Origin of the sequence: Bradyrhizobium sp. RDM12 (assembly GCF_051917485.1) — a bacterium.
Lineage (GTDB): Bacteria > Pseudomonadota > Alphaproteobacteria > Rhizobiales > Xanthobacteraceae > Bradyrhizobium.
Map to the genome: position 1 here is coordinate 3169303 of NZ_CM133064.1, position 22226 is coordinate 3191528.

21 protein-coding genes and 1 pseudogene are annotated in these 22226 nt (G+C 65.3%); 9 read left to right on the top strand and 13 right to left on the bottom strand.

Annotated elements, in window-relative coordinates; all coding sequences use genetic code 11:
* The first annotated feature begins 37 nt into the window (after positions 1–37).
* Together ACTGJ9_RS15365 and ACTGJ9_RS15370 are read left to right on the top strand one after the other, a co-directional pair.
* Positions 38–955 (top strand): LysR family transcriptional regulator, encoded by a 918-nt coding sequence (locus tag ACTGJ9_RS15365; protein ID WP_456677731.1) that lies wholly within the window; start codon positions 38–40, stop codon positions 953–955.
* A 41-nt stretch (positions 956–996) separates the two neighbouring features.
* On the top strand, positions 997–1821 hold the full coding sequence (locus ACTGJ9_RS15370; protein WP_456677732.1) for an aspartate dehydrogenase: 825 nt from the start codon (positions 997–999) through the stop codon (positions 1819–1821).
* Between the two features lie 4 nt (positions 1822–1825).
* Here ACTGJ9_RS15370 and ACTGJ9_RS15375 read toward each other — a convergent pair whose 3' ends face one another.
* From ACTGJ9_RS15375 to ACTGJ9_RS15415, 9 genes and pseudogenes are all read right to left on the bottom strand, one after another.
* Complete coding sequence (locus ACTGJ9_RS15375) at positions 1826–3130, bottom strand: PQQ-dependent sugar dehydrogenase (protein WP_456677733.1); 1305 nt, start codon at positions 3128–3130, stop codon at positions 1826–1828.
* 237 nt (positions 3131–3367) lie between these two features.
* Entirely contained in the window at positions 3368–3577 is a 210-nt protein-coding gene (locus ACTGJ9_RS15380; protein WP_456677734.1) for a hypothetical protein, read from the bottom strand.
* 68 nt (positions 3578–3645) lie between these two features.
* Positions 3646–4272 carry a methyltransferase family protein gene (locus tag ACTGJ9_RS15385; protein ID WP_456677735.1) on the bottom strand — a complete coding sequence of 209 codons (627 nt, stop codon included), beginning with the start codon at positions 4270–4272 and terminating at the stop codon, positions 3646–3648.
* A 30-nt stretch (positions 4273–4302) separates the two neighbouring features.
* Positions 4303–5334: an NAD-dependent epimerase/dehydratase family protein gene (locus ACTGJ9_RS15390; RefSeq protein ID WP_456677736.1), complete on the bottom strand. Its 1032-nt coding sequence runs from the start codon at positions 5332–5334 to the stop codon at positions 4303–4305.
* Between the two features lie 32 nt (positions 5335–5366).
* On the bottom strand, positions 5367–5885 hold the full coding sequence (locus ACTGJ9_RS15395) for an Mpo1 family 2-hydroxy fatty acid dioxygenase (RefSeq protein ID WP_456677737.1): 519 nt from the start codon (positions 5883–5885) through the stop codon (positions 5367–5369).
* 172 nt (positions 5886–6057) lie between these two features.
* Positions 6058–6684: an OmpA family protein gene (locus ACTGJ9_RS15400; protein WP_456677738.1), complete on the bottom strand. Its 627-nt coding sequence runs from the start codon at positions 6682–6684 to the stop codon at positions 6058–6060.
* 39 nt (positions 6685–6723) lie between these two features.
* On the bottom strand, positions 6724–7140 hold the full coding sequence (locus ACTGJ9_RS15405; RefSeq protein ID WP_456678534.1) for a hypothetical protein: 417 nt from the start codon (positions 7138–7140) through the stop codon (positions 6724–6726).
* Between the two features lie 88 nt (positions 7141–7228).
* Positions 7229–7519: a type II toxin-antitoxin system HicB family antitoxin gene (locus tag ACTGJ9_RS15410; RefSeq protein ID WP_456677739.1), complete on the bottom strand. Its 291-nt coding sequence runs from the start codon at positions 7517–7519 to the stop codon at positions 7229–7231.
* 7 nt (positions 7520–7526) lie between these two features.
* Positions 7527–10133, bottom strand: a pseudogene (locus ACTGJ9_RS15415) (ATP-dependent helicase).
* 250 nt (positions 10134–10383) lie between these two features.
* Between ACTGJ9_RS15415 and ACTGJ9_RS15420 the strand changes: the two are divergent.
* On the top strand, positions 10384–10554 hold the full coding sequence (locus tag ACTGJ9_RS15420) for a DUF1328 domain-containing protein (RefSeq protein ID WP_045006173.1): 171 nt from the start codon (positions 10384–10386) through the stop codon (positions 10552–10554).
* A gap of 15 nt (positions 10555–10569) precedes the next feature.
* On the opposite strand, the gene ACTGJ9_RS15425 is transcribed toward ACTGJ9_RS15420, so the two are convergent.
* Positions 10570–11076, bottom strand: a complete 507-nt coding sequence (locus tag ACTGJ9_RS15425) for a thioesterase family protein (protein ID WP_456677740.1) — start codon at positions 11074–11076, stop codon at positions 10570–10572.
* Between the two features lie 87 nt (positions 11077–11163).
* On the opposite strand from ACTGJ9_RS15425, the gene ACTGJ9_RS15430 reads away from it, so the two are divergent.
* Positions 11164–12588, top strand: coding sequence for an FAD-binding oxidoreductase (locus tag ACTGJ9_RS15430; protein WP_456677741.1), 1425 nt, complete (start codon positions 11164–11166; stop codon positions 12586–12588).
* Between the two features lie 52 nt (positions 12589–12640).
* A complete protein-coding gene (locus ACTGJ9_RS15435; RefSeq protein WP_456677742.1) occupies positions 12641–13003 on the top strand; it encodes a hypothetical protein in 363 nt (120 codons plus the stop codon).
* A gap of 3 nt (positions 13004–13006) precedes the next feature.
* Here the strand turns inward: ACTGJ9_RS15435 and ACTGJ9_RS15440 are convergent, their stop codons facing one another.
* The 3 genes from ACTGJ9_RS15440 to ACTGJ9_RS15450 form a co-directional block, all read right to left on the bottom strand.
* Positions 13007–14674 carry a SulP family inorganic anion transporter gene (locus tag ACTGJ9_RS15440; RefSeq protein WP_456677743.1) on the bottom strand — a complete coding sequence of 556 codons (1668 nt, stop codon included), beginning with the start codon at positions 14672–14674 and terminating at the stop codon, positions 13007–13009.
* A gap of 224 nt (positions 14675–14898) precedes the next feature.
* Entirely contained in the window at positions 14899–16365 is a 1467-nt protein-coding gene (locus tag ACTGJ9_RS15445; RefSeq protein WP_456677744.1) for a caspase family protein, read from the bottom strand.
* Between the two features lie 143 nt (positions 16366–16508).
* The gene (locus ACTGJ9_RS15450) at positions 16509–17429 is read right to left on the bottom strand and encodes a LysR family transcriptional regulator (protein WP_456677745.1); all 921 of its coding nucleotides are present in this window, start codon (positions 17427–17429) and stop codon (positions 16509–16511) included.
* A 96-nt stretch (positions 17430–17525) separates the two neighbouring features.
* Between ACTGJ9_RS15450 and ACTGJ9_RS15455 the strand changes: the two genes are divergently transcribed.
* From ACTGJ9_RS15455 to ACTGJ9_RS15470, 4 genes are all read left to right on the top strand, one after another.
* The gene (locus tag ACTGJ9_RS15455; RefSeq protein ID WP_456678535.1) at positions 17526–17969 is read left to right on the top strand and encodes a DoxX family protein; all 444 of its coding nucleotides are present in this window, start codon (positions 17526–17528) and stop codon (positions 17967–17969) included.
* A 360-nt stretch (positions 17970–18329) separates the two neighbouring features.
* Complete coding sequence (locus ACTGJ9_RS15460) at positions 18330–19361, top strand: TRAP transporter substrate-binding protein (protein WP_456677746.1); 1032 nt, start codon at positions 18330–18332, stop codon at positions 19359–19361.
* 1 nt (position 19362) lies between these two features.
* Complete coding sequence (locus ACTGJ9_RS15465; protein WP_456677747.1) at positions 19363–21222, top strand: TRAP transporter large permease; 1860 nt, start codon at positions 19363–19365, stop codon at positions 21220–21222.
* Between the two features lie 12 nt (positions 21223–21234).
* Positions 21235–22212: a hydroxyacid dehydrogenase gene (locus ACTGJ9_RS15470; RefSeq protein ID WP_456677748.1), complete on the top strand. Its 978-nt coding sequence runs from the start codon at positions 21235–21237 to the stop codon at positions 22210–22212.
* Positions 22213–22226: the final 14 nt, after the last annotated feature.

A 22226-nucleotide genomic window follows, 5' to 3' on the forward strand; every position in this document is an offset into this window, starting at 1 on the left:
GATATAATCATCTCGCGGCGGGACGAGAGGATCCGGGATGGAATTGCATCAGCTCCGATGCTTCGTGGCGGCGGCCGAGCAGCTGCATTTCGGCCGCGCCGCGCAGCATCTCCAGATGCTGCCGTCCGCGCTTGGGCGCCAGATCAGGCTGTTGGAAGAGGATCTGGGAACGCGGCTGTTCGCGCGCACGACCCGCGCGGTCTCGCTCACCGACGACGGCGCCATGCTGCTGCGCGATGCCCGCGCCATCCTCGCCCGGGTCGAAGCCGTGCAAAGCAACTTGCGCAACCGTTCGCGCGCAGGCGCCGCGCGGCGGCTGCGGGTCGGCGCCATCGACAGCGCCGCGGCCGGGCTGTTGCCGCCGCTGCTGCGTGACTTCCGTGCGGGGCATCCCGAGGTCGCGGTGCAATTGCTGGAGGACAAGACCGTCCGGCTGTTGCCGAAGATCCTGACCGGCGCGCTTGATCTCGCCTTCGTTCGTCCTCCCGACCGGCCGGACAAGCGGCTGGAGTTCCGGCCCCTGCTTCAGGAGACCGCGATCGTGGCGTTTCCGCAGCGCCACGCGCTCGCTAAGCGCAAGTCGATCAAGCTGGCCGACATCGCCGACGAACCAATGCTGGTGCCGGACCGCCGCTCGCGGCCGCACAGCTACGACCTCACGATGAAATTGTTCGAGCAGGCCGGATTGACGCCGCGTATCGTGCAGGTGGCCGACGAGAAGCAGACCATTATCCATCTGGTGGCGACAAAGCTTGGCGTTGCGATCGTGCCGCGCTGGACCACGCGGATGGCGGTCTCCGGCGTGCGCTTCGTGCCGCTCCGGCCGAAGCAGGACGGCCCTGTCGGCCGGCTGCCGCTGGCCGCGGCCTGGTTACGCGGCTCGCGCGATCCGGCCCGCGATGCGATGCTGTCGGTGTTGGAGACGCGCCTGCGCAGCTATGCGCGGGAAGCGTGAGTGAGCGGCTATGAGAGCGGCCTGGAGAAACGGTGGATATCATGGCGGATCAGAAGGCTGAGAGCGAATTGCGGGTCGCGATTGCAGGCCTGGGCTCGATCGGCAGCAAGATTGCAACTGCGCTCGATCAGGGCATTGAGGGGCTGACGCTCTCCGCCGTGGCGGTACGCGATCCCGCGAAACACCAGAGCTTTCTGAGCAGCCTCTGCCGCCCGCCGCAGGTTTTGCCGATCGACCAGCTCGGCGATGCCGCCGACGTCGTGGTCGAATGCGCGCCGAGCCGTCAGCTGCGCGCGATCGTCGAGCCGGCGGTGACGCGCGGCAGGTCCGCAGTCGTGGTCAGCGTTGGCGGATTGCTCGACAATTTTGATCTCGTCGATCTCGCCCGCACCAATGGCGGTCGCATTCTCGTCCCGACCGGCGCGCTGATCGGGCTCGACGCCGTCAACGCAGCCGCAATCGGCACCATTCATTCGGTGAAGATGGTGACGCGCAAGCCGATCGACGGGTTGAAGGGCGCGCCGTTCATCGTCCAGAACAATATCGATCTCGACAATTTGCGCGAGCCGCTCAAGCTGTTCGAGGGCAGCGCGCGCGACGCGGCGAAGGGCTTTCCAGCGAACGTCAATGTCGCCGTTGCGCTGTCGCTGGCGGGCATCGGGCCCGATCGCACCCGAATGCAGGTTTGGGCCGACCCCACTGTGACGCGAAATGTTCATCGCATCGAGGTCGAGGCGGATTCGGCGCGGTTCTCGATGAGTATCGAGAACATCCCATCCGAAAATCCAAAGACCGGGATGATCACCGCGCTATCCGTGATCGCGCTGCTGCGCAAGCAGCGCGCCACGCTTTGCGTCGGGACGTAACTCTTCAAGGGCCCGTCACACGCCAGATCACGTTGCCGACGTCGTCGGCCATCAGCAGCGACTTCTTGTCGGGGCCGATCACGACCCCAACCGGGCGGCCGTAGGATTCCTTCTCGTCCGAGGACAGGAAGCCCGACAGGATGTCGCGAGCGGCGCCGGAGGGTTTTCCGTTCTCGAACGGGATGAACACCAGCTTGTAGCCGGACAGCGTGCTGCGATTCCACGAGCCGTGCTGGCCGATCACCATGCCGTCCGGGAAGCCGGGCAGGGTGCCGGCAGGCATCCAGCACAGGCCGAGCGAAGCGGTGTGGCCACCGAGTGCGTAGTCTGGCGTGAGCGCCTTGGCGACCATCGCCGGATCCTGCGGCACGCGGTCGTCCACCGTCTTGCCCCAGTAGCAATACGGCCAGCCGTAGAAGCCGCCGTCGCGCACCGAAGTCAGATAGTCCGGCGGCGTCTCGTCGCCGAGCCCGTCACGCTCGTTGACGACCGTCCAGAGCACGTTCGTGTTGGGCTCCCACGCGAGTCCAACCGGGTTGCGCAGGCCGGCGCCAAAAATGCGATGCGTGCCGGCAGCGAGATCGAGCTCGTAAATCGCGGCGCGGCCTTCCTCGACCTCCATGCCCATCTCGCCGATGTTGCTGAGCGAGCCGACGCCGGCATAGAGCTTCTTGCCGTCGGGGCTGGCGAGCAGACTGCGCGTCCAGTGGCCGCTCGGCTTGAAGGTGGTGAGCCGCTTGCCCGGCGCGGTGATGCGGTCGGCATTGGCGACGTAAGGAAAGGCCATCACGCCGTCGGTGTTGCCGACATAGAAGGTGTCGCCGACCAGCGCCATGCCGAACGGCTGGCTGAGGTTCTCCATGAAGGCGCCGCGATATTCGGCGACACCGTCGCCGTCCTTGTCGCGCAGGAGCGTGATGCGGTTGGCGGACTCGCCCAGCGCCGCGGCGCGCCGCATCGTCGCCTGCATCGCGTAGTGGAACACCGACCTCGGGGCGCCCGCGATCTGCGTCGCTTCCGCGATCAGCACGTCGCCATTGGGCAGCACCTCGATCCAGCGCGGATGGTCGAGGCCGGTCGCAAACGCGTTGACCTTGAGCCCGGGGGCGACCGTCGGCTTCTGCCCTTCGCTCCAGCCCTTGGCGGTCGGCATCTTCAGCGTCGGCAGTGCGCCTTGCGGCTTCGCTTCGGGAATCGACGGGGCCTGACCCCAGGCGGGCGCGGGTGTGGTGCCCGACAGCTTTCGCCATTGCAACGCGATGCCGCCCACGAATGCGACGAACTGCGCAAAGATGCTGGAAAATGTCATGAAAATCCCCTGTCGAACCCTGCGGCACTGTCCAACGCGGATCGCCCAAAGCCCCGCGCGGGCCAGGACCTGATCTCTGCCTGATCGTCGACCTCTCCAGATCGACGACGAAATGTCGTCGTGCCGTTTTGCGCGCGCATCCAACTGGGTAGCGGTCAAAAGGTCAACCGGCGCGGAACTCCGCGGAGGTCTATTGCCGTGGAATGGCTGCTGATCGAATTTGCATGGGCGAGGGGATTAGCGGCGGACCTGCAGCTCCAGCCGTCGCGCCGCACGGAAATCATCGAGATGACGAATGTTCGGTGCGAGTGCGGCTTCCCTGGAGAGGAGGTGATAGACGCGCGCGACGGTGCGCTGCTTCAGCTTCGGCCGCCCCGGCGGCAACGCCCGCGCCTTGCGGACCGCCGCGATCGCGTGCGCGCGAAAATAATCGTAGGCGTCCGACATGGCTCGATGCTCTGCGGTCGTTGCATGCGTCGAGCCGTAAACGGACGAGCGAAGGGTCGGTTCCGGCCTCAGCGCGGCGATAGGAACGGGATGATCATCGGCACGCGGCGGCAATAGGCGCCGTAGGCGTCCTCGCCGAGTTCCTTCGACAGAAACACCTCTTCCATCCGGCCCTTCTGCCACATGCCGAGCGAAATCAGGATCGCGCCGAGGATCGCCGTCACGGTGCCGACCGCGATGCCGGTGACCAGCATGCCAAGGATCAAGCCGGTGTAGATCGGGTGCCGCACGATGCCGTAGGGACCGGTGTCGACGACGCGGTGGTCTTCCTTGTGGGTGATGGTGTTCGACCAGAACTGGCCGAGATGCAGCCGGCCCCACCAGGTGAACGAGATCCCGGCGAGCACGATCAGGGCTGTGATGTAGACGCCGGTATTGCCGAACACCCAGAGCGGCTTCTCGCCCAGGATTTCTGCAGTCCAGGGCGTGAACAGGATGCCGCCGACCAGGATCGGGATGCGATAGCGGCCGGACTCGAGCGTCATCACCTGCTTCTGGGTGCGGCCCTGCCAGAACGAGGCACCGACCCAGCTGGCGAGCCAGGCGAGCCAGATCAGCGCGAGCAACTGCGTCGGCCAGGTCGTGGTCCAGCCGCCCCAGGCGACAGAGAGAAGCTTGCTGAAATCGAAGGACATGCGGAAAGGTTCTTTGGGTTGGGGAGCAGATCAGCTCGCGCGCGAGGACAGCGCGTGATGCTCGATGGCATTGGACGCGGCCTGGCCGCCGCGGGCGAGCAGATGGGTGATGGTTTCGCGCAGCACCGGCTCGATCGGGCGCGGCGCATAGCCGAGCTCGTGACGGGCCTTGCCGATTGAAAGGTCGCTCGCGGCCAGCGCAATGCGCACGCCCTCGGCGGTGCCGTTGGGCGGACGGCGCGTGATGCGATCGGAGATCGATTCCAGCATGGTGGCGGAGAGCTCGGCGATCTTGCCGGGAACGACCATCGGATATTGCCGCCGTCCGCTCATCGCCGACATCATCCGCAGGATCTGGCCGAGCCTGACGCAGTCGCCGCCAAGGATGTAGCGCTGGCCGTTGCGACCGCGCTCCATCGTCAGCACCAGGCCCATGGCGACGTCGCGAACGTCGACGAGGTTGACCAGGAAGTCGAGATGCGGCTGCACCTTCTTTTGCAGGAAGTACCACAGCATTGCGGTGGGTGGCGTCAGATTGTGGTCGGCGGGGCCGATCGGCATGGTCGGCGTGCCGATCACGAGCGGGAAGCCGGTGGCAGCGACTTTGGCTGCGTGGTGCTCGGCGAGCGACTTCGATCGCGTATAGGCACCAGGCATCGCGTCGGCCGGCTGCAGCGCCTCCTCTGCGGCAATGCCGTTGAGGTCCGCATAAGGAAACAGGATCGATTCCGTCGAGCAGTGCAGGAAGCGCGACACACCGCGCTTCATCGCAGCCGCAAGCACGACCTCGGTGCCGCGGAAATTGACATCGTGGAAATCGCGTTTGTTGGCGACCCACATGCCGGGGAGGCCGGCGAGGTGATAGACCTGATCGATCCCGGAAAGCGCAGCATCGACCGCGGCACCGTCCAGCACCGAGCCCTGCACATATTCAACGTCCGCGTTTGCCGCCGCCGGCGGCCGTACGTCGAGAACACGTACCCGCTGCCCACGGGCGCGGAGCGCTTCGACGAGATGCTGTCCGATGAAACCGCTGCCACCGGTAACCAGTACGAGAGTCATGAAGTAGGTTTTGCTGTTCCGCTTCGAGAAAGCTATCGGGTTGAAAGGGAGTTGCTCGGAAGAGGCGCGAGAATCGCGGCGAGGTCGCGACGAAAACCCAGTGCGATGTAAAACTTTGCCATCACGAACATCGGTCCAAGCAGAAAATGCGTGGGGTGGTCGACCATCGACGGCTGCCGCTCCTCGAACACCCTGTGGCCGACGATCTGCGATGCGACGCCGAGCACGATCAGCACCGCAAAAATCGACCACATCATGGCAAGCGAGACCTGACTGCCGATCGCGGTTGCGACCGAAAGCAGCACGATCATCGACACGAGGATGCCGAGCCCGACGCCGGCGTCCAGCAACAGCCAGTAGACCAGCACGGGCAGGGCCAAAATCACCGCAAGGCTGACCTCGGCCCCGAACACGGAGAAATGGACCAGCGTCAGCGGCAGCGTCGCGCCGGTGAAGAGCAGGAGAATGCCGACCACATGCATCGCGCAATTCCAGGGATCGCGATGGTATTCGACATAGTCGGCCAGTTGGCGTTGAAAATAGCCAGCCATCTCAGTCTCGTGCGGCACGGGGTCGGGAAAGGGCGAAAACAGCCTATAGCACCTGATAGGGCAGTGCACAAACTGGGGCGATTGTCGCGCAGGACCGTGCTGTCGCGCTGTGAGACAGGTCACAAATCTGTCAAGACTTCAACGGGTTCCGCCAAGCGCGAAGGCCGTGCGCTCAATGCTTCCTGGCGGGCTTTTTCGCCGCAGGTGCAGGCGTTGCTACGGCATGCGCCGGCGCATCTTCGGGCACTTTGGCAAAGGTCAGGATTTGCAACTGGCCGTTGACTGCCGAGGTCGGCTTAGCGCGGTCGAGGAACTGCTCCTCGCCCAGGCCGATCGGCTGGAGCCGCTTGGTCGAAATCTTGAATGTGTTCACCAGCACATCGCGGATCGCATCCGCCCGGCGCTGGCTCAGGATGGCGTTGGCTTCCCGCGTCTTCTGATTGGACTCGACATGGCCGACGATCAGGAACGTGTAGGGCAGCAGCGAGGCGTGAACCATTGCGTCGGCGATCCGTCCGACGGTACGGTACGAATCCGGCTGGATGATCGGCGTGTCGGCGTCGAATTGAATCTGGGCGTTGAAGGCGGGCAGCTTGGCCAGATCGGGCGCGATCAGCGGCCGGTTCACCGGACCCGGATCGTTCTTGATCCTGGCCTTGGCCCGCTCCATCACCTGCTGCTTCAGCGCGGGGAGGTCGACCTCGGCGGCCTCCTCGAAATGATTGAGCTTGCCGATGATGTCGTCACGGGTCGGCGCGGTCTGTGCACCGGCTGCGCCCGCGAGCAGAGCGAAGCCCAATGCGAAGCCGAGTCCGGCGGATGTGCCCGGCTGCGCGCATCATCGATACCCCGCGTCGTCGATGGCCTTCAGGCAGTTGTTGCTGATGCCCCTGGGCGTCGAGACCAGGCAGGGGACTGACTTGCTGGTCTCCTTGGTCGAGCCGCCGCAGACCTTGACGATCTCGCGCTGGCAGGCGTTCGCGACCGTGATGCGGGCGGCGACGCGCTTCTGGATGGCATCGAACGCGGTGAGATAGTCGCTCTGGCACTGCTGTGAGAGCACGTCCCGGTTGCGGGACAGGCACTCCTTCAGGCGGGTCGAATCCGGATTGACGCCGCGGCAATTGGCGACGATTTCCGCGCCGCAACTTTTTGCCAGCAGACCGATCGAATCGCCAAAGCTCATCGTCTCCGCCGTCGCGAGCGACGGCATCCCCAATGCAAGCACGATCAATGTGATGCAGCCCCGGACCATGGCGATATCTGATACGGGGAAGTTCGCCATGGTCAAGGGCTGTTCGCCCCGGAATTGTCGAGAGTTCGGCCAGTGCGGCGAACAGTCCTCACTCCCCGGTGTCGGCGAGGGGTGGCCATGCGACTAGGACGGTCGTGTGGTTCCGGATGTCGCCGGAAAATTCGGGATCGGCCTTGAGCTCGTCCAATGTCCTGGGTGGGGGAAGCGCGCGGCCGTCCTCTATCAGCTCCTGCGCATAGAGCGCGAGCGCCTCGGGCGCATTCTCCAGGGCCTCTTCGACATCGTCGCCGCCGGACATGCAGCCGGGCAGGTCCGGAAACCACATGCCAACGGCTTCGTCCGAGCCATTGTCTTCGATGACCGCGACGTAATGAGGCATGTCGGCCTCACGCCCGCTGCACGAAGCTGTCCACGACCTTCTTCTCGCCGGCCTTGTCGAAGGCGATGGTGAGCTTGTTGCCGTCGATCTTGGTGACGCGGCCGTAGCCGAATTTCTGGTGGAAGACGCGGTCGGAGAGCGAAAATTCGGACGTGGTGCCGGTCGATTTGGCGACCAGTTCGCCTTCGATCGTCAGCGGCCCGCGGCGGCGCGAGGAGAAGCTGCCGAAGTCGGGTCCGGATGACGAAGACGACGAGAAATTTGCGGCCTCTTCCTCGAAGCCGCCACGTCCGCCGCCACCATTGCGGCCTTGTCCATTGGCTTGGCCCCGGTTGCGGTTGGCCTGGGCGCGCTGCCAACCCGGCGTCGAATAGGTCGAGCCGAACGCCTCCATGTCGTCGAAGCGGGAGGCGCCGTAGCCTCCGGTGCCGCCCCAGGCCGAGCCGCCCTTGGATTCGGTGATCTCGACATTGGCCGCCGGCAATTCGTCGAGGAAGCGCGACGGGATCGTGGTCGACCAGGTGCCATGGATCCGGCGGTTGGTCGCAAAATAGATTTTCGCGCGCCGCCTGGCGCGCGTCAGGCCGACATGGCCGAGCCGGCGCTCCTCCTCGAGCCCCGCGCGGCCCTGTTCGTCCAGCGTGCGCTGGCTCGGGAACAGGCCTTCCTCCCAACCGGGCAGAAACACGTTGTCGAATTCGAGACCCTTGGCCGAATGCAGCGTCATCAAGGACACCGCGTCTTCCTCGGCGCCGCCGTCGCGGTCCATCACCAGCGAGATGTGCTCCAAAAACCCCTGCAGGTTCTCGAACTCCTCCATCGAGCGCACCAGCTCTTTCAGGTTCTCCAGCCGGCCCGCGGCGTCCGCCGAACGGTCCTTCTGCCACATCTCGGTGTAGCCGCTCTCGTCGAGCACGATCTGGGCGAGATCCGTGTGCGCGGTGACCTCGCGCTGGCCGCGCCAGCGGTCGAACTGGGCGATGACGTCGCGCAGACTGCCGCGCGCCTTCGGCTTCAGCTCGTCGGTCTCGACAACGGCCCGCGCCGCCTCGAACAGCGGGATGCGGCGCTTGCGGGCGTGGTCGTGCAGCATCTGGACGGTGGCATCGCCAAGCCCGCGCTTGGGCACGTTGACGATGCGCTCGAAGGCGAGATCGTCGGCGGGCGAATTGATGACGCGCAGGTAAGCCAGCGCATCGCGGATTTCGGCGCGCTCGTAGAAGCGTGGGCCGCCGATGACCCGATAGGGCAGGCCGAGCGTGACGAAACGGTCTTCGAATTCGCGCATCTGGTAGGACGCGCGCACGAGAATGGCGACCTCGTTGAGCTTCTCGCCCTTGCGCTGAATCTGCTCGATCTCCTCGCCGATGCCGCGGGCTTCCTCTTCCGAATCCCAGGAGCCGGTCACCGTGACCTTCTCGCCGTCCTGGTCTTCGGTGCGCAGCGTCTTGCCGAGCCGGCCTTCGTTATGCGCGATCAGATGCGAGGCGGCCGCGAGGATGTGGCCGGTCGAACGGTAGTTGCGCTCGAGGCGGATCACCTTGGCGCCGGGAAAGTCGTGCTCGAAGCGCAGGATGTTGTCGACCTCCGCGCCGCGCCAGCCATAGATCGACTGGTCGTCGTCGCCGACGCAGCAGATGTTCTTGGTCTTCTCCTTCTCCCCGCTTGCGGGGTCGTGACGAGCTTCGCTCGCACTGAGAGGGCGGGATGAGGGGGAGTCTCCATGAGCGCGGTGCTTGGAGAGTCCCCTCACCCGCCGCGCTTTGCGCGTCGGCCTTTCCCTGCACGCGGGGAGAGGCGAGAGAAGAAGGCGCCTGCGATAGCAGCCGCAGCCACAGATATTGTGCGACGTTGGTGTCCTGATATTCGTCCACCAGGATGAATTTGAAGCGCTGCTGGTATTGCCGGAGGATATCGGGGTGCTCGCGGAAGATGCGGATGTCCTCGAGCAGCAGGTCGCCGAAATCGGCGGCATTCAGGATCTTCAGTCGCTCCTGGTAGCTCGCATAGAGCTTGCCGCCCTTGCCGTTGGCGAACACGGCGGCTTCGCCTGCCGGCACCTGCGACGGCGTCAGGCCGCGGTTCTTCCAGCCGTCGATCAGACCGGCCAGCATGCGCGCCGGCCAGCGCTTGTCGTCGATGTTGTCGGCCTGCAGGAGCTGCTTCAGCAGCCGCACCTGGTCGTCGGTGTCGAGCACGGTGAAGTTCGACTTGAGCTGCGCCAGCTCTGCATGGGTCCGCAAAATGCGGCCGCCGATGGAGTGGAAGGTGCCGAGCCACGGCATGCCCTCGACGGCCTGGCCGAGCATCTGGCCGAGCCGGTGCTTCATCTCGCGCGCAGCCTTGTTGGTGAAGGTCACCGACAGGATCTCGGCGGGGCGGGCGCGGCCCTGGCTCAGGATGTGGGCAATGCGGGTGGTCAGCACACGGGTCTTGCCGGTGCCGGCGCCGGCCAGCACCAGGACCGGTCCGTCCAGCGTCTCGACCGCGTCGCGCTGCTCGGGATTGAGCCCGGTCAGGTATTTTGGACCCACGGAGGGCGCGCGCGCGCGGCAATGCCGCCGGCTGCGGGCTGGTGGTCGGGGACGCCTGTGGTCTTGCTCGGCTCGGTCATGCGAATCATTGGCCCCACGATGGCACCGCGGGGTTGCGGAAGGGAGCCTTCATAACAGGGATTGCTGCCTATATGGGGCGGCCGGAACAGGTTTTCCACGTGCGCGGCGGGCTGATTTTGTTCCTGCGTGCCGGGCGAATTTCCGGCTCCCGTGGGCCGGAACCAATGTTCCGAGCTGGAGATTGTTTCTGCAAGTGGGGCGCGTCAGCCGCGCCGATCGCAGACAGACATCAAAACAGAGGTTAAGGCCATGCTGAGCTGGGTTGTGACGTTTCTGGTTATCGCACTAATCGCCGGTATCCTGGGCTTTGGAGGCCTCGCCGGCGCGTCGATCGAAATCGCCAAGATCATCTTCTTCGTCGCGGTCGTGCTGTTCCTGGTCTCGGCGGTGGTCGGCCTCGCCCGCGGCCGCAGGATCTAGCGATGTGATCCAGCCCTACCGCTTCGAGGGCATCGCCACGTTCCGGCCGATGCCCTCGGGCCGCGGCACGGCACGGTGAGCCTCGACGACGGTCGCGATGCGCTCGCGGATGTCAGGCGGAAAGGCCGCCACCTTGCGCGAGCCCATGTCGATATGCAGCGACATGTTTTCGGAGGTCGCCGACAGCCAGCCCTCGGCCGCGTGGCGCAACTCCTGGAAGGTGTGCAGGCGCTTGTCGTCGGCTTCCAGCAGCCAGACCGACACTTGCACGGGATCGCCGAGGTGGATCTCACGCAGATACCGCACGTGGCATTCGGCGGTGAAGGTCGAGCCGTTGCGCTCCTTCATGTAGGTAGGCCCGATCCCGAGCTGCAGCCACATCTGGTCGATCGCCCGGTCGAACATCACGTTGTAATAGGCCATGTTGAGATGACCGTTATAGTCGATCCATTGCGGCTCGATCTGCATGATCGAGCTGCGGAACGGCTCAGGCCTAGGGGCGGTGGCGGCACTCTCGGGCATGTCTCATTCCCTGGCTATGCGTCCGGTCGCTTGACTTGACCGGTGAGATGTCCTTTGCCACGGTTTCTTCTGTCGGGAGAAATGTCCGTGGGTACGACCATCACCAATAATCCGCCGCGGCCGGCGCCGAAAGCCCTCGCGAGCGCGCTGGAGCAGCTTGCCGCACGCTTCGGCAACCGCCTCATCACCTCGCAGGCCGTTCGCGAGCAGCACGGCCATACCACGACATGGATCGTCAACCAGCCGCCGGATGGCGTGGTGATGGCGCAGGAGACCGCCGACATCCAGGACGTGGTGCGGATCTGCGCCAGGAATGGCGTCCCCGTCATCGCCTTTGGCACCGGCACCTCGCTCGAGGGCCAGGTCAACGCACCCGCCGGCGGCATCTCGATCGACTTGCGCGACATGAACAAGGTGCTCGCGGTGCATGCCGAGGATCTCGACTGTGTGATCCAGCCCGGCGTCACCCGCAAGGCGCTCAACGAGCATCTGCGCGACCAGGGCCTGTTCTTCCCGATCGATCCCGGCGCGGACGCCTCGCTCGGCGGTATGGCCTCGACGCGCGCCTCCGGCACCAATGCGGTGCGCTACGGCACCATGCGCGACAGCGTGCTGGCGCTGAAGGTCGTGCGCGGCGACGGCGAGATCATCACCACAGGCACGCGCGCCAAAAAATCGTCCGCCGGCTACGACCTGACGCATCTGTTCGTCGGCGCCGAAGGCACACTCGGCATCATCTCCGAACTGACCATTCGGCTGCGTGGCATCCCCGAGACGATCGCGGCGGCCGCGGTGTCGTTCGAGACTGTGCATGGGGCGTGTCAGGCCGTGATCATGGCGATCCAGACCGGCATTCCCGTGGCGCGCATCGAGTTGCTCAATGCCGCGCAGGTGAAGGCCTGCAATGCCTATTCGAAGCTGACGCTGCCGGAGACGCCGCTGCTGCTGATGGAATTCCACGGCAGCGAGATCGAGGTCGATGCGCAGTCGAAGGCGTTCGGCGAGATCGCCAGGGATTGCGGCGGCGGTGATTTCTCCTGGACCACTAAGCCCGAGGATCGCACAAAACTGTGGCAGGCGCGGCACGATGCCTATTGGTCGGTCAAGGCGCTGCGGCCCGGAGACAGCATCGGCGTGGTCGCAACCGACGTCTGCGTGCCGATCTCGCGGCTTGCCGATTGCGTCAGCGAGACCGAGGAAGATCTCAAGCGACTCAACCTGTTGTCGCCGATCGTCGGCCATGTCGGCGACGGCAATTTCCACTGCTCGCTGGTGTGTGACACCAACGACGCGGCCGAAATGGCGCGCGGCGAGGAGTTCATGCATCGCCTCGTCGAGCGCGCGCAGGCGATGGACGGAACCTGCACCGGCGAGCACGGCATCGGCCAGGGCAAGCAGAAATACCTCAAGGCCGAGCTCGGCCCCGAGGCGCTGGATGCGATGCGTGCGCTGAAAAAGGCACTCGATCCGCAAAACATCTTCAACCCCGGCAAGATCGTGCCGGAAGCGTAGCGCGCGGCATTGCCTTTCGTTTATGCTCCTTCCGTCACGGCGGAGCGAGGCAATGCAGTGGTTCGCGCGCAAGACGCGAAAAGACATCTGGGACGAAGCGATCGAATGGCCGCTCGGCGACATCGAGGCCGCCGAGCGCATCCGCGCCATCTGTGACGCCGCGGCCCAGAGCGCCGCTGGCTCTGCGCAAAACGACAAGCAGGACAGCGCACGTTATGAGCGCGCGGCAAAGGTCGCGATGGAAATCGCGATGAAGATCTCCGACGGCCTGATGCGCGACGATGCGGTACATCGCATCGTCGATCTCTGCATGAGGGCGAACGACATCAAGACGGCGCAGATCCTGTTCCGCGCGATCCACGCCGGCTGGATCCGCGAGGCGGTGCAGCGGGACTATCCGGCGCTGGTGCAATAGGCTCTATTTCGCCAGTCTGTGCACGGCCTCGTCGACGCTGTGGAAGACGTGCTCCTTCGGCAGCACATCGAACAGCTTGAAGCGCTCGAATGCGTCCTGGGCGCGCACCGATTCCAGTCGCGCCAGCGCGACCGTGACGCCTTGTTCACTGCACGCCTTGAAGACCTCGAGCAGGATCTGCGCGGCGGTGAAGTCGATCTCGACGATGCCACTCGCCTCCAACACCAGCAATTGCGGCGTCGCCGTGCCCAGGACTTTCGTCACGTCGCTGCGGAAACCCGGTGCGTTGAGGAAGGACAGCGGCGCCTGAAGCCCGATCACCGCGACACCCGCGACGCGCTCGCCGGCGATGTGCGGATGTGCCGGCCACCAGATCGTGGTGCCCGGCACCCGCTCGAACTCGACGAGCCTTGCGCGCGTCGTGCTCCAGATACCGTGCAGCAGCGACAGCACGATGCCGAGGAAGGCGCCTTGCTGGATCGGCAGCACGATGATCAGCGCGGCGGTGGCGACGATCAGCAGGAATTCGCTGAAGGACTGGCGATAGATCGTCGCGATCTGCTTGATGCGGATGATGCGCAGCGCCACGAACAGCAGGATGCCGCCAAGGGCTGCATCCGGAACGTGCTGCAGCAGCCCGGTTCCGAACGCGAGCAACAACAATACGATCACTGCAGCCGCAAGGCCCGCAAGCTGTGATTGCCCGCCGGTCTCAGCGACGATGCCCGTGCGCGGCGGACTGGCATTGACCGGAAACGCGCCGAACAGGCCGGATAGCACGCTGCCGGCGCCGGCGCCGAGGAAGTCGCGATCGACATCGGCGGGCTTGTCGGGATCGGACGGGAAGGACCGCGTCGTGGCCGCGGTCTGCACCATTATGACAACTGTGATGACGAAGGCGAGTGGCACGAGGTGCACCCATTGCTCCGGCGCAAGCTCGTGGAGGGTCGGCCGCGGCAGCGTGCCCGGCACGCTGCCGACGACGTTGACGCCCTTGCCCTCGAGGCCGAGTGCGATCGTGGCCAGCGTCGCCGCGACAAGCCCGATCAGCGCGCCGGGAATTTTTGCGCTGATTTTTTCCGAGATGACGACCACGGCGAGCACGCCGAAACCGATGCAGAGCGTCACGGGATTGGTGCGGCCGAGCTCGGTCGCGAGCACGCCGATGCGCTCAAGTGTCGGCCCGCCCGGCGATTCCAGTCCCAGCACGCCCGGCAATTGCGACACGATGATGTGGACGGAGATGCCGGCGAGGAAGCCGACCATCACCGGCATCGACAGCAGGTTGGCGATACCGCCGAGCCGAAACGCGCCGCCGGCGAGCATCATCGCGCCGACCATCAGTGCCAGTGCGATCGCAAGCCCCTGATAGTCCGGCGAGCCCGCAGCTGCGAGCGCGGCAAGTCCGCCGGCGAAGATCGGTGTGATCGTGGAATCGGCGCCGCAGGACAGGAATCGGTTGCCGCCGAGCAGTGCAAAGCCGAGCGAGCCCGCCATGAAGGCGAAGAAGCCGATTTGCGGCGCGAAGCCGCCGAGCCGCGCGGTCGCCATCTGCTCGGGGATCGCGATCGCCGCCAGCGTCAGCCCCGCCATGAGATCGCCCGGCAGGGAATAGGAGGCGAGCGAGCCAAACAGCGGCCATGCTTTCTTGGCGTGAGTGTCTTGCGGCATCGATGCGGTGACCCCGGAAGCGTGCGTCGTCCGATCAGACTACAGCATTTCCGGAAAGTGACTGGTGGGGAATATCGCTGCTCTCGTGTCCCGGACGCGCTGGAGCGCGTAGCGTTGCTGGACCCATTTCTCTGCGCAGTTGCTACCACATGGGCCCCGGCTCTGCGGTGCATCGCTGCGCGCTGCGCCGCGTCCGGGGCACGACAGGTGAGCGTATGGCCGCCTCAGTATCTGCCGCGATTGTAGTCGCCGCCGCTTCCCATGCCTCCACCATGGCCGCCCATGCCGAGACCAATTCCGAGGCCGATCCCGACGCCGACGGCTTCAGGCGACGGCCCCGGCGGCGTGCGTTCGACGACTTCGTCAGGCGGCGGCCGGCGCGGTTTCGGCGGCGTGTCGACGACCTTGCGCTTGGACGGCGTGTCATCGACGCGCTTCTTGATCACGGGCGCAACCGTCGGATTGATCGGCATCGCCGGCGGCGCCGGTGTCGAGCAAGGGCAGGTTGGCGCCATTGCGACGGCGACCGGCACCGCGGCGGCCGCAACCGGCAAGGCATAGTTGCGGTTCTGCACGCGGAGGAGCAGGCGGCGCGCGGTCGCGGCGAGATCGCTGTTGTCCCAATTCGCCAGATAGGCCTCGAACGAGGCGCGAGTGTTGATCGCTACCGCGCGGTCCCACGCCAGCATCTGGCGCCGCCGCTCCAGCACCGTGCGCAGACGCGGCGTATAGGAGGCTTGTGCGTAAAGCTCGACATACGCCTGATAGGCTTCCACTGTGTCGTCGGCAATCACGAGGTCATAGGCGAGCTTGGCATCCTTGCCCTGCAAATCCTTGCGCCAGTCCGCGACGCTGCGCGCGGCGCTGGCGAGCGCCATCGCGTTTGCGGCGGGAGCAGCAGGTTGGCCGCTGCTATCGCCGAAGAACTTGAAGTCGGTCGTCAGCGATGAGCTTTCCCAGGGGATCTGCCGCCCGTCGGTCGATTGCGCAACCGCGATGCGGATGCGCTTGAACACTTCCTCGATCGGGATGTTCGGTTGCTTGGCGACGGTGAGCGCTGCCGTGGTGTAAGGACTGTCGGCACCGGAGCCGTCCTCGGCCTCTGCACCGGGCGAGGTCGAATATGAAATGAACGAGCCCGGCGCGCCTGCTTTGGTGTCGACGATGGCCAGCCCGTGGCCGGCGCCGCTCAGCGCCGGGAACGGATTGTTGCGGCAGGCATCGAGCATGAAGATGCGCGCCCGCGTCGGCAACGCGCCGAGCGTGTTGAGCAGATCGTTCAGCCGCACGCCCTGCAGCGGAATGTCGGCCTCGCGCTTGGGATCGAGATCAACAGGCACGAGATAGTTCTCGCCGTCGATCTGCAAGCCGTGGCCGGCATAGAACACCAGGGCGATAGTGTCGGCGCCGCTGGCGCTGACCTTGCCGGCGAAATCGGAGATCGCCTGGCGCATCTCGCTCTGCGCGAGGTTCGGCGCCGCGGTGACGGTGAAGCCCGCATTGCCGAGCAACTCGGCCATGCCCTTGGCGTCATTGGCGGCGTTGGGCAGCTCCGGAACCGTGCGATAGGCGGATTGGCCGATCACCAGCGCAAGCCGCGCTTCGGCCGCGGCCCCTGTCGGCATCATTAATTGCGTGAGCGCAAAGAGACCGAAAGCAAGAACTAGATTGCAAAGGACTGGACGGCGCATGGTGTCACCTCCATCGGCAATAGGTGCGAGGATGTCACCTTTTCTAGTCGTCCGTCATTGCTCCGTCTGTGCGCTATCTCACGCTCTCGCGTGCGGCAAAATGGGCAGGGGATCTACCAGAGCCGACACGCTGTGCCGTGCTTTCAGGACAATCCACGGTCCCAGGGTGTAACGGGCGCAAAGCGTGCGGCGAGGAAATCGATAAAGGCGCGCACCTTCGCCGGCGGCCGGCGATCGGGCAGGTAGACCGCATGCACCGCCGAGGACTGGATCTCCGGCTGATCGAGCGGAAGCGCGACCAGCGTGCCGGCGCGTAAATCGTCAGCGATGATGAAGGTCGGCTGCCGGGCGAGGCCGAGGCCGGCCAGCGTCGCCGCGCGCAACGCGTCGCCATTGTTGGCGCGCAAGGTGCCGCTGATCTGGATGCGGATCTCGCCATCGACGCCGAACGCCCATTCCGCGGCGCTGCCCTGTTGCGTGAGGGTGTAGCCGAGGCAATTATGCGCTGAGAGGTCGGCGACGGTGCGCGGCGTTCCGTGCTTTGCCAGATAGGACGGGGCGGCACAGACCACCAGGCGGTTCGGCGCGAGCTTTCGCGCCACCATGCTGGAGTCGCGCAAGCGTCCGATGCGAATCGCGAGGTCCCAGCCTTCCTCGGCGAGGTCGACGAGGCGATCGTTGAGGCCGAGCTCGATGATGAGCTCGGGGTAGCGTTCCGAGAAGTCTGCCATGAGGGGCGCGACCTGCCGCGTGCCGAACACGACGGGCACGTTGACCCGCAACAATCCGCGCGGCTCGGCGCGCTCCCGCGCGACCGCGGCATCGGCCGTCTCCATGTCGGCAAGGATCCGCTCGGAGGATTCCAGATAGAGGCGGCCGGCTTCGGTGATCGACAGCCGCCGCGTGGTGCGGTGGAATAGCTTGATGCCGAGCCGCGCCTCCAGTGAGGCCACGTGCTTGGTGACCATGGTCTGCGACAGGCCCATCGCCCGGGCCGCACCGGACAGGCTGCCGTTGGCCGCCACCTTGGCGAAAACTTCCAGGCTGGTCAGCCGGTCGAGCATCTATCTCACTCTATTGGTATGAAGTATTTTTCCAGAATAGCCGATTATCGTTCTAACAAGAATAGATCATAGCTGCGCCCAACAATGGAGACCGCCATGATCGATTCCCGTACCGCTCCCTATGCCGCGCTGGTGCTGCGCGTGACGCTGGGCGCGCTGTTCCTGGCCCATGCCAGCCTGAAATTGTTCGTTTTCACCCCGGCCGGAACGGCAAAGTTCTTCGGCAGCCTCGGCTTCCCGCCCGAGCTGGCCTACCTCGTGATGACCGTGGAGGTGCTGAGCGGCACTGCCCTGATTCTCGGCGTCTGGACCCGCCATGCGGCGCTGGCCGGCATCCCGATCCTGCTCGGCGCGATTTTCACCGTGCACGGTGCCGCCGGCTTCTTCTTCACCAATCCGAAGGGCGGCTGGGAATACCCCGCGTTCTGGGCGATCGCGCTGGTCGCGCAGGCCCTGCTCGGCGATGGCGCTTTCGCGCTGCGGCGCTCACGCGATGTCGAGGCGGCGAATGGACAGTTGAGCGTCGCGTCGTCGCGCTGACATCGTCGCACCATCGAAACGCGAGAGCTGCGGGATCACGGTCCCGCAGCTTTTTGTCGCGCGCCAACGCGCCTGCAGGAGCAAAAGCCATCAATCTGCGTTCGGCATTGATCCATACCTGAATTGGATCGATCTGCGTCAATCTTGCTAGGCCGCCGTTCGGTCGCGATGCGGCATGATCCAAAGCGTCGGCAAATGTAGGCATTCCGCTGCAGTCTCTGCCGGCGCGCCTTGTGCTTCTCCCGTCTCGGTCGAGCTGGTCGCAACCCTTGCCTGCTCCGTCGCTTTGGCCATACAGTCCGCGCAACAGGCCGTGGCTATGACCATGGCCGCGAACAAAAAATATCGGGGAGAGACACCATGACTATCGTGCCCGTCAACCGTCGCACGTTCATCAAGTCGTCGACGGCAGTGTCCGCCGGCCTCGTGCTCTCTCCCGCCATCATCGGCCGCGCCGAAGCCGCGACGCTGAAGCTGAAATGCTCCTCCTCGCTGCCGAACGATCCAAAATTCGCCAACGGCCGCGTCTATTACGACAACCTCGTCAAGAATTTGAAGGGCAACGGCCTCGGCGAGCAGGTTGAGGTCGCCTTCTTTCCGGACAATCAGCTCGGTCAGGAGATCGACGTCATCAATTCGGTGAAGCTCGGCGTCATCGACCTCATGGTGTCGGGCTCGTCGATCTCAGCCAATCTGGTGCCGCTGGTCGGCACCTATGACCTCGGCTTTCTGTTCTCGAGCTTCCCGCAGCAGACCAAGGCGTTCGACGCCGGCGCCGCCAAGCCGATCGAGGACGCGCTACTCAAGGGCAGCAACATCCGCATCATCGCCTGGGCCTATAATTTCGGCTCCCGGAGCGTCTTTGCGAAGAAACCGGTGAAGACGCCGGAGGATCTCGCCGGTCTCAAGATCAGGACGCTGCCCAATCCCGTGATCACGGAATGCCTGCGGCTGATGGGCGCGGCCGCGACGCCGCTGGCGTTCGGCGAAATCTACACCGCGTTGCAGGCCGGCGTGCTCGATGGCCTCGAGCACGATCCGCCGACGATCCTCGCCAGCAAGTTCTTCGAAACGGCGAAGTTCTATGCGCTGACGCAGCACAATTTCTCGCCGCTCGCGGTGTACTTCAGCGATATGACCTTCAACCGCATGGATCCGAAGCTGCGCGAGGGCTTTCTCGACGCCGCGAAGAAGGCCGCGATCGACACGCGGGCCCATGGGCTTGCCGTCGAGAAGGAAGCGTTGACGGCTCTGACCGAGAAGGGCGTGACGGTGGCCGAATGCGACCGCGAGGCGTTCAAGAAGCGCGTGGCGCCGCAGATCGAGAACTTCATCAAGGCGCGCCCGGAGTCGAAGCCCGTCATCGACATCATTCGTTCGACTCAAGCCTGAGATGGCAGTGACAGAAGCCGTGCCGCTCTCGGGCGCTCGCCACGGAAGCATCGCCCTTCTGCTTCGCCTGAGCGACGCGATCGCGGCGATTCTTTTGGCCGCCGATCTCGCCGTCGTCTGCGGATCGGTGCTACTGCGCTTCTGCTTCAACGCGCCGGTCGAATGGTCGGATGACGTCGCGCGCGGCTTGATGGTCGGATCGGCCTTCTTCGGCGCAGCAAGTGCGCTGGCGCGCGGCGAGAATGTCGGCGTGTCCTTCTTCCGCGATCTGCTGGCGCTGCGGCTGCGCAGCCTGGTCGACGCCGCCAGCGCCGTGCTCGTCGTGCTGATCTCCGGCTACGTCGCCTATAACGCCATCAAGCTGGGCTCGCTGACGGCAGGCCAGACCACCGGCTCCGGCCTGCCCCTGGAGCTGACCTTCTATCCGATGGGCGTCGGCGCGCTGTTCATGACGGTGTTCGCGATCGACCATCTCTGCGCGCGACCGCTGCCTGACATCATGAGAGGCCTTGTTGCGGTCGTCGTCGTGACCGTCCTCTATCTCGCCTGGGATTATCTGTCGCCGTCTTCGGTGCCGTCGGCAGGCGTGCTGATGCTGATCGGCTTCTTTGCCACGCTGTTCGGCGGCTTGCCGATCGGTTTTGCGCTGGCGCTGGCCGCGCTGATCTTCATCTGGGTCGAGGGCGCGCTGCCCGGCGTCATTTTCGCCCAGCAGATGGCGCGTGGCATCGACAATTTCGTGCTGCTCGCGATTCCGTTCTTCATCCTCGTCGGCTACCTCATGGAAGCCAATGGCATGTCGGTGCGCCTGATCGAGCTGCTGCAGCGCGGCGTCGGCCGCATGCGCGGCGGGCTCAACGTCGTGATGGTGGCCTCGATGGTGCTGTTCTCCGGCATCTCGGGCTCGAAGATGGCCGACGTCGCGGCCGTCGGCTCGGTGCTGATCCCGGCGGCGCGCCGCTCGAAGCAGAATCCGGGCAGCGCGGTGGCGCTGCTCGCGGCGTCCGCGGTGATGGCGGAGACGATTCCGCCCTGCATCAACCTGATCATTTTGGGTTTCGTCGCGAACCTGTCGATCGGCGGCCTGTTCATGGCGGGGCTGCTGCCGGCGGCGCTGATGGCGGCGGTGCTGATCGCCTTCTCGATCATCTTCGGCAAGACGCCGGCGGACGCCGAGGAGGTCGAGCCGCAAGTGCCCGTGTCGGGATTGTGGAGCGGCGCGATCGCCTCGTTCGGCCTGATCTTCATGATCTTCTTCGGCTTCAAGAGCGGCTTTGCGACGGCGACCGAGATCTCGGCCTTCGCGGTCGCCTACGCGCTCATCGTCGGCAGCGTCGTGTTCCGCGAGCTCAGCTTCAGATCGGCGACGCATAGTTTCGTCCAGGCGGCGACCCGCGCGGGGCTGGTGCTGTTCATCGTCGCCGCTGCGCAATCGCTGGCGTTCACGCTGACCTTGCAGCAGGTGCCGCATGCGGTCGGCGACTTCATGCTGGGACTGTCCAAAACGAGCGGCACCTGGCTGTTCATTCTGCTCGCGATCGCCGTGCTGATCGTGATGGGCTCGGTGCTGGAAGGCGCGGCTGCGCTCATCATCTTCGGGCCGCTGCTTCTTCCCGTGGCGGTGCAGCTCGGGATCGATCCCCTGCATTTCGGCGTGGTGCTTGTGATCGCGATGGGCGTCGGCCTGTTCGCGCCGCCGCTCGGGCTTGGGCTCTACGGCGCCTGCCTGATCGGCAACGTGCCGATCGAGCAGACGGTGAAGCCGATCCTGGGCTATCTCGGCCTGTTGTTCCTCTGCCTGCTCGTCATCGCCTTCGTGCCATGGCTCTCGACCGCGTTGCCGCGCGCATTCGGCTACTGAAGGAGTGTCACCGTGAAAGTCCTGCTGGCCCATACGCCGGAGATGCGCCGCAACTACTACGGTGACCGGAGCCTGAACGGCCTGCGGGCGATTGCCGACGTGATCCTGCACGAGGGCGACCGGGCGCTCGATGCGGCAAGCCTCGTGAATGCGGCAAAGGACGCCGACATCATCGTCGCCGATCGCATGACGGAAGGGCGCGGCGAGATCTTTGCGCAGTTGCCGCGCCTGCGCGCCTTCGTTCGCTGCGCCGTCGACATCCGCAACGTCGACGTCGATGCCGCCTCGCAAGCCGGCGTACTGGTGACGCGCGCCGGTCCGGGCTTCGTGCAGGCGGTCGCTGAGCTCGCGGTCGGCTTCATGGTCGACCTGTCGCGCGGCGTATCGCGGGCCACCGCCGACTACCATGCCGGCCGCAAGCCGGAGGCGCGGATGGGCCGTCAGCTCGCCGGCAGCACAATCGGCATTATCGGTTATGGCAGCATCGGTCGTTACCTCGCCGAGATCGCCAAGGTGATGCGCATGGAGGTGCTGGTCTCCGATCCCTTCGCGACCGTCGGCGACGGCGCGATCAAGCAGCTCGGCCTCGACGAACTCCTGGCGGCTTCCGACTACGTCGTCTGTCTCGCAATTGCCAACGAGCAGACCGAGAAGCTGATCGGGGAGGCGGCGCTGGCGCGCATGCGGAAGCATGCCTTCTTCATCAATCTCTCGCGCGGCAATCTCGTCGACGAGGCCGCGCTCGCAAGGGCGCTGCTGGAGAGCCGCATCGCTGGCGCTGCGATGGATGTCGGCCGCGCACCCGACCAGATGCCGACGCCCGAGCTGGCGAAGCTCCCCAACGTGGTGGCGACGCCGCATGTCGGCGGGCTGACGCCGCAGGCGATCGAATATCAGTCGTTGGAAACGGTGCGGCAGGTCGACGCCATCATCAAGGGCGAGGTCCCGCAGGGGGCCGTCAACGCCGACCGCTGGACGCGCCGGCCTTGAACGCCGCTAGAGCA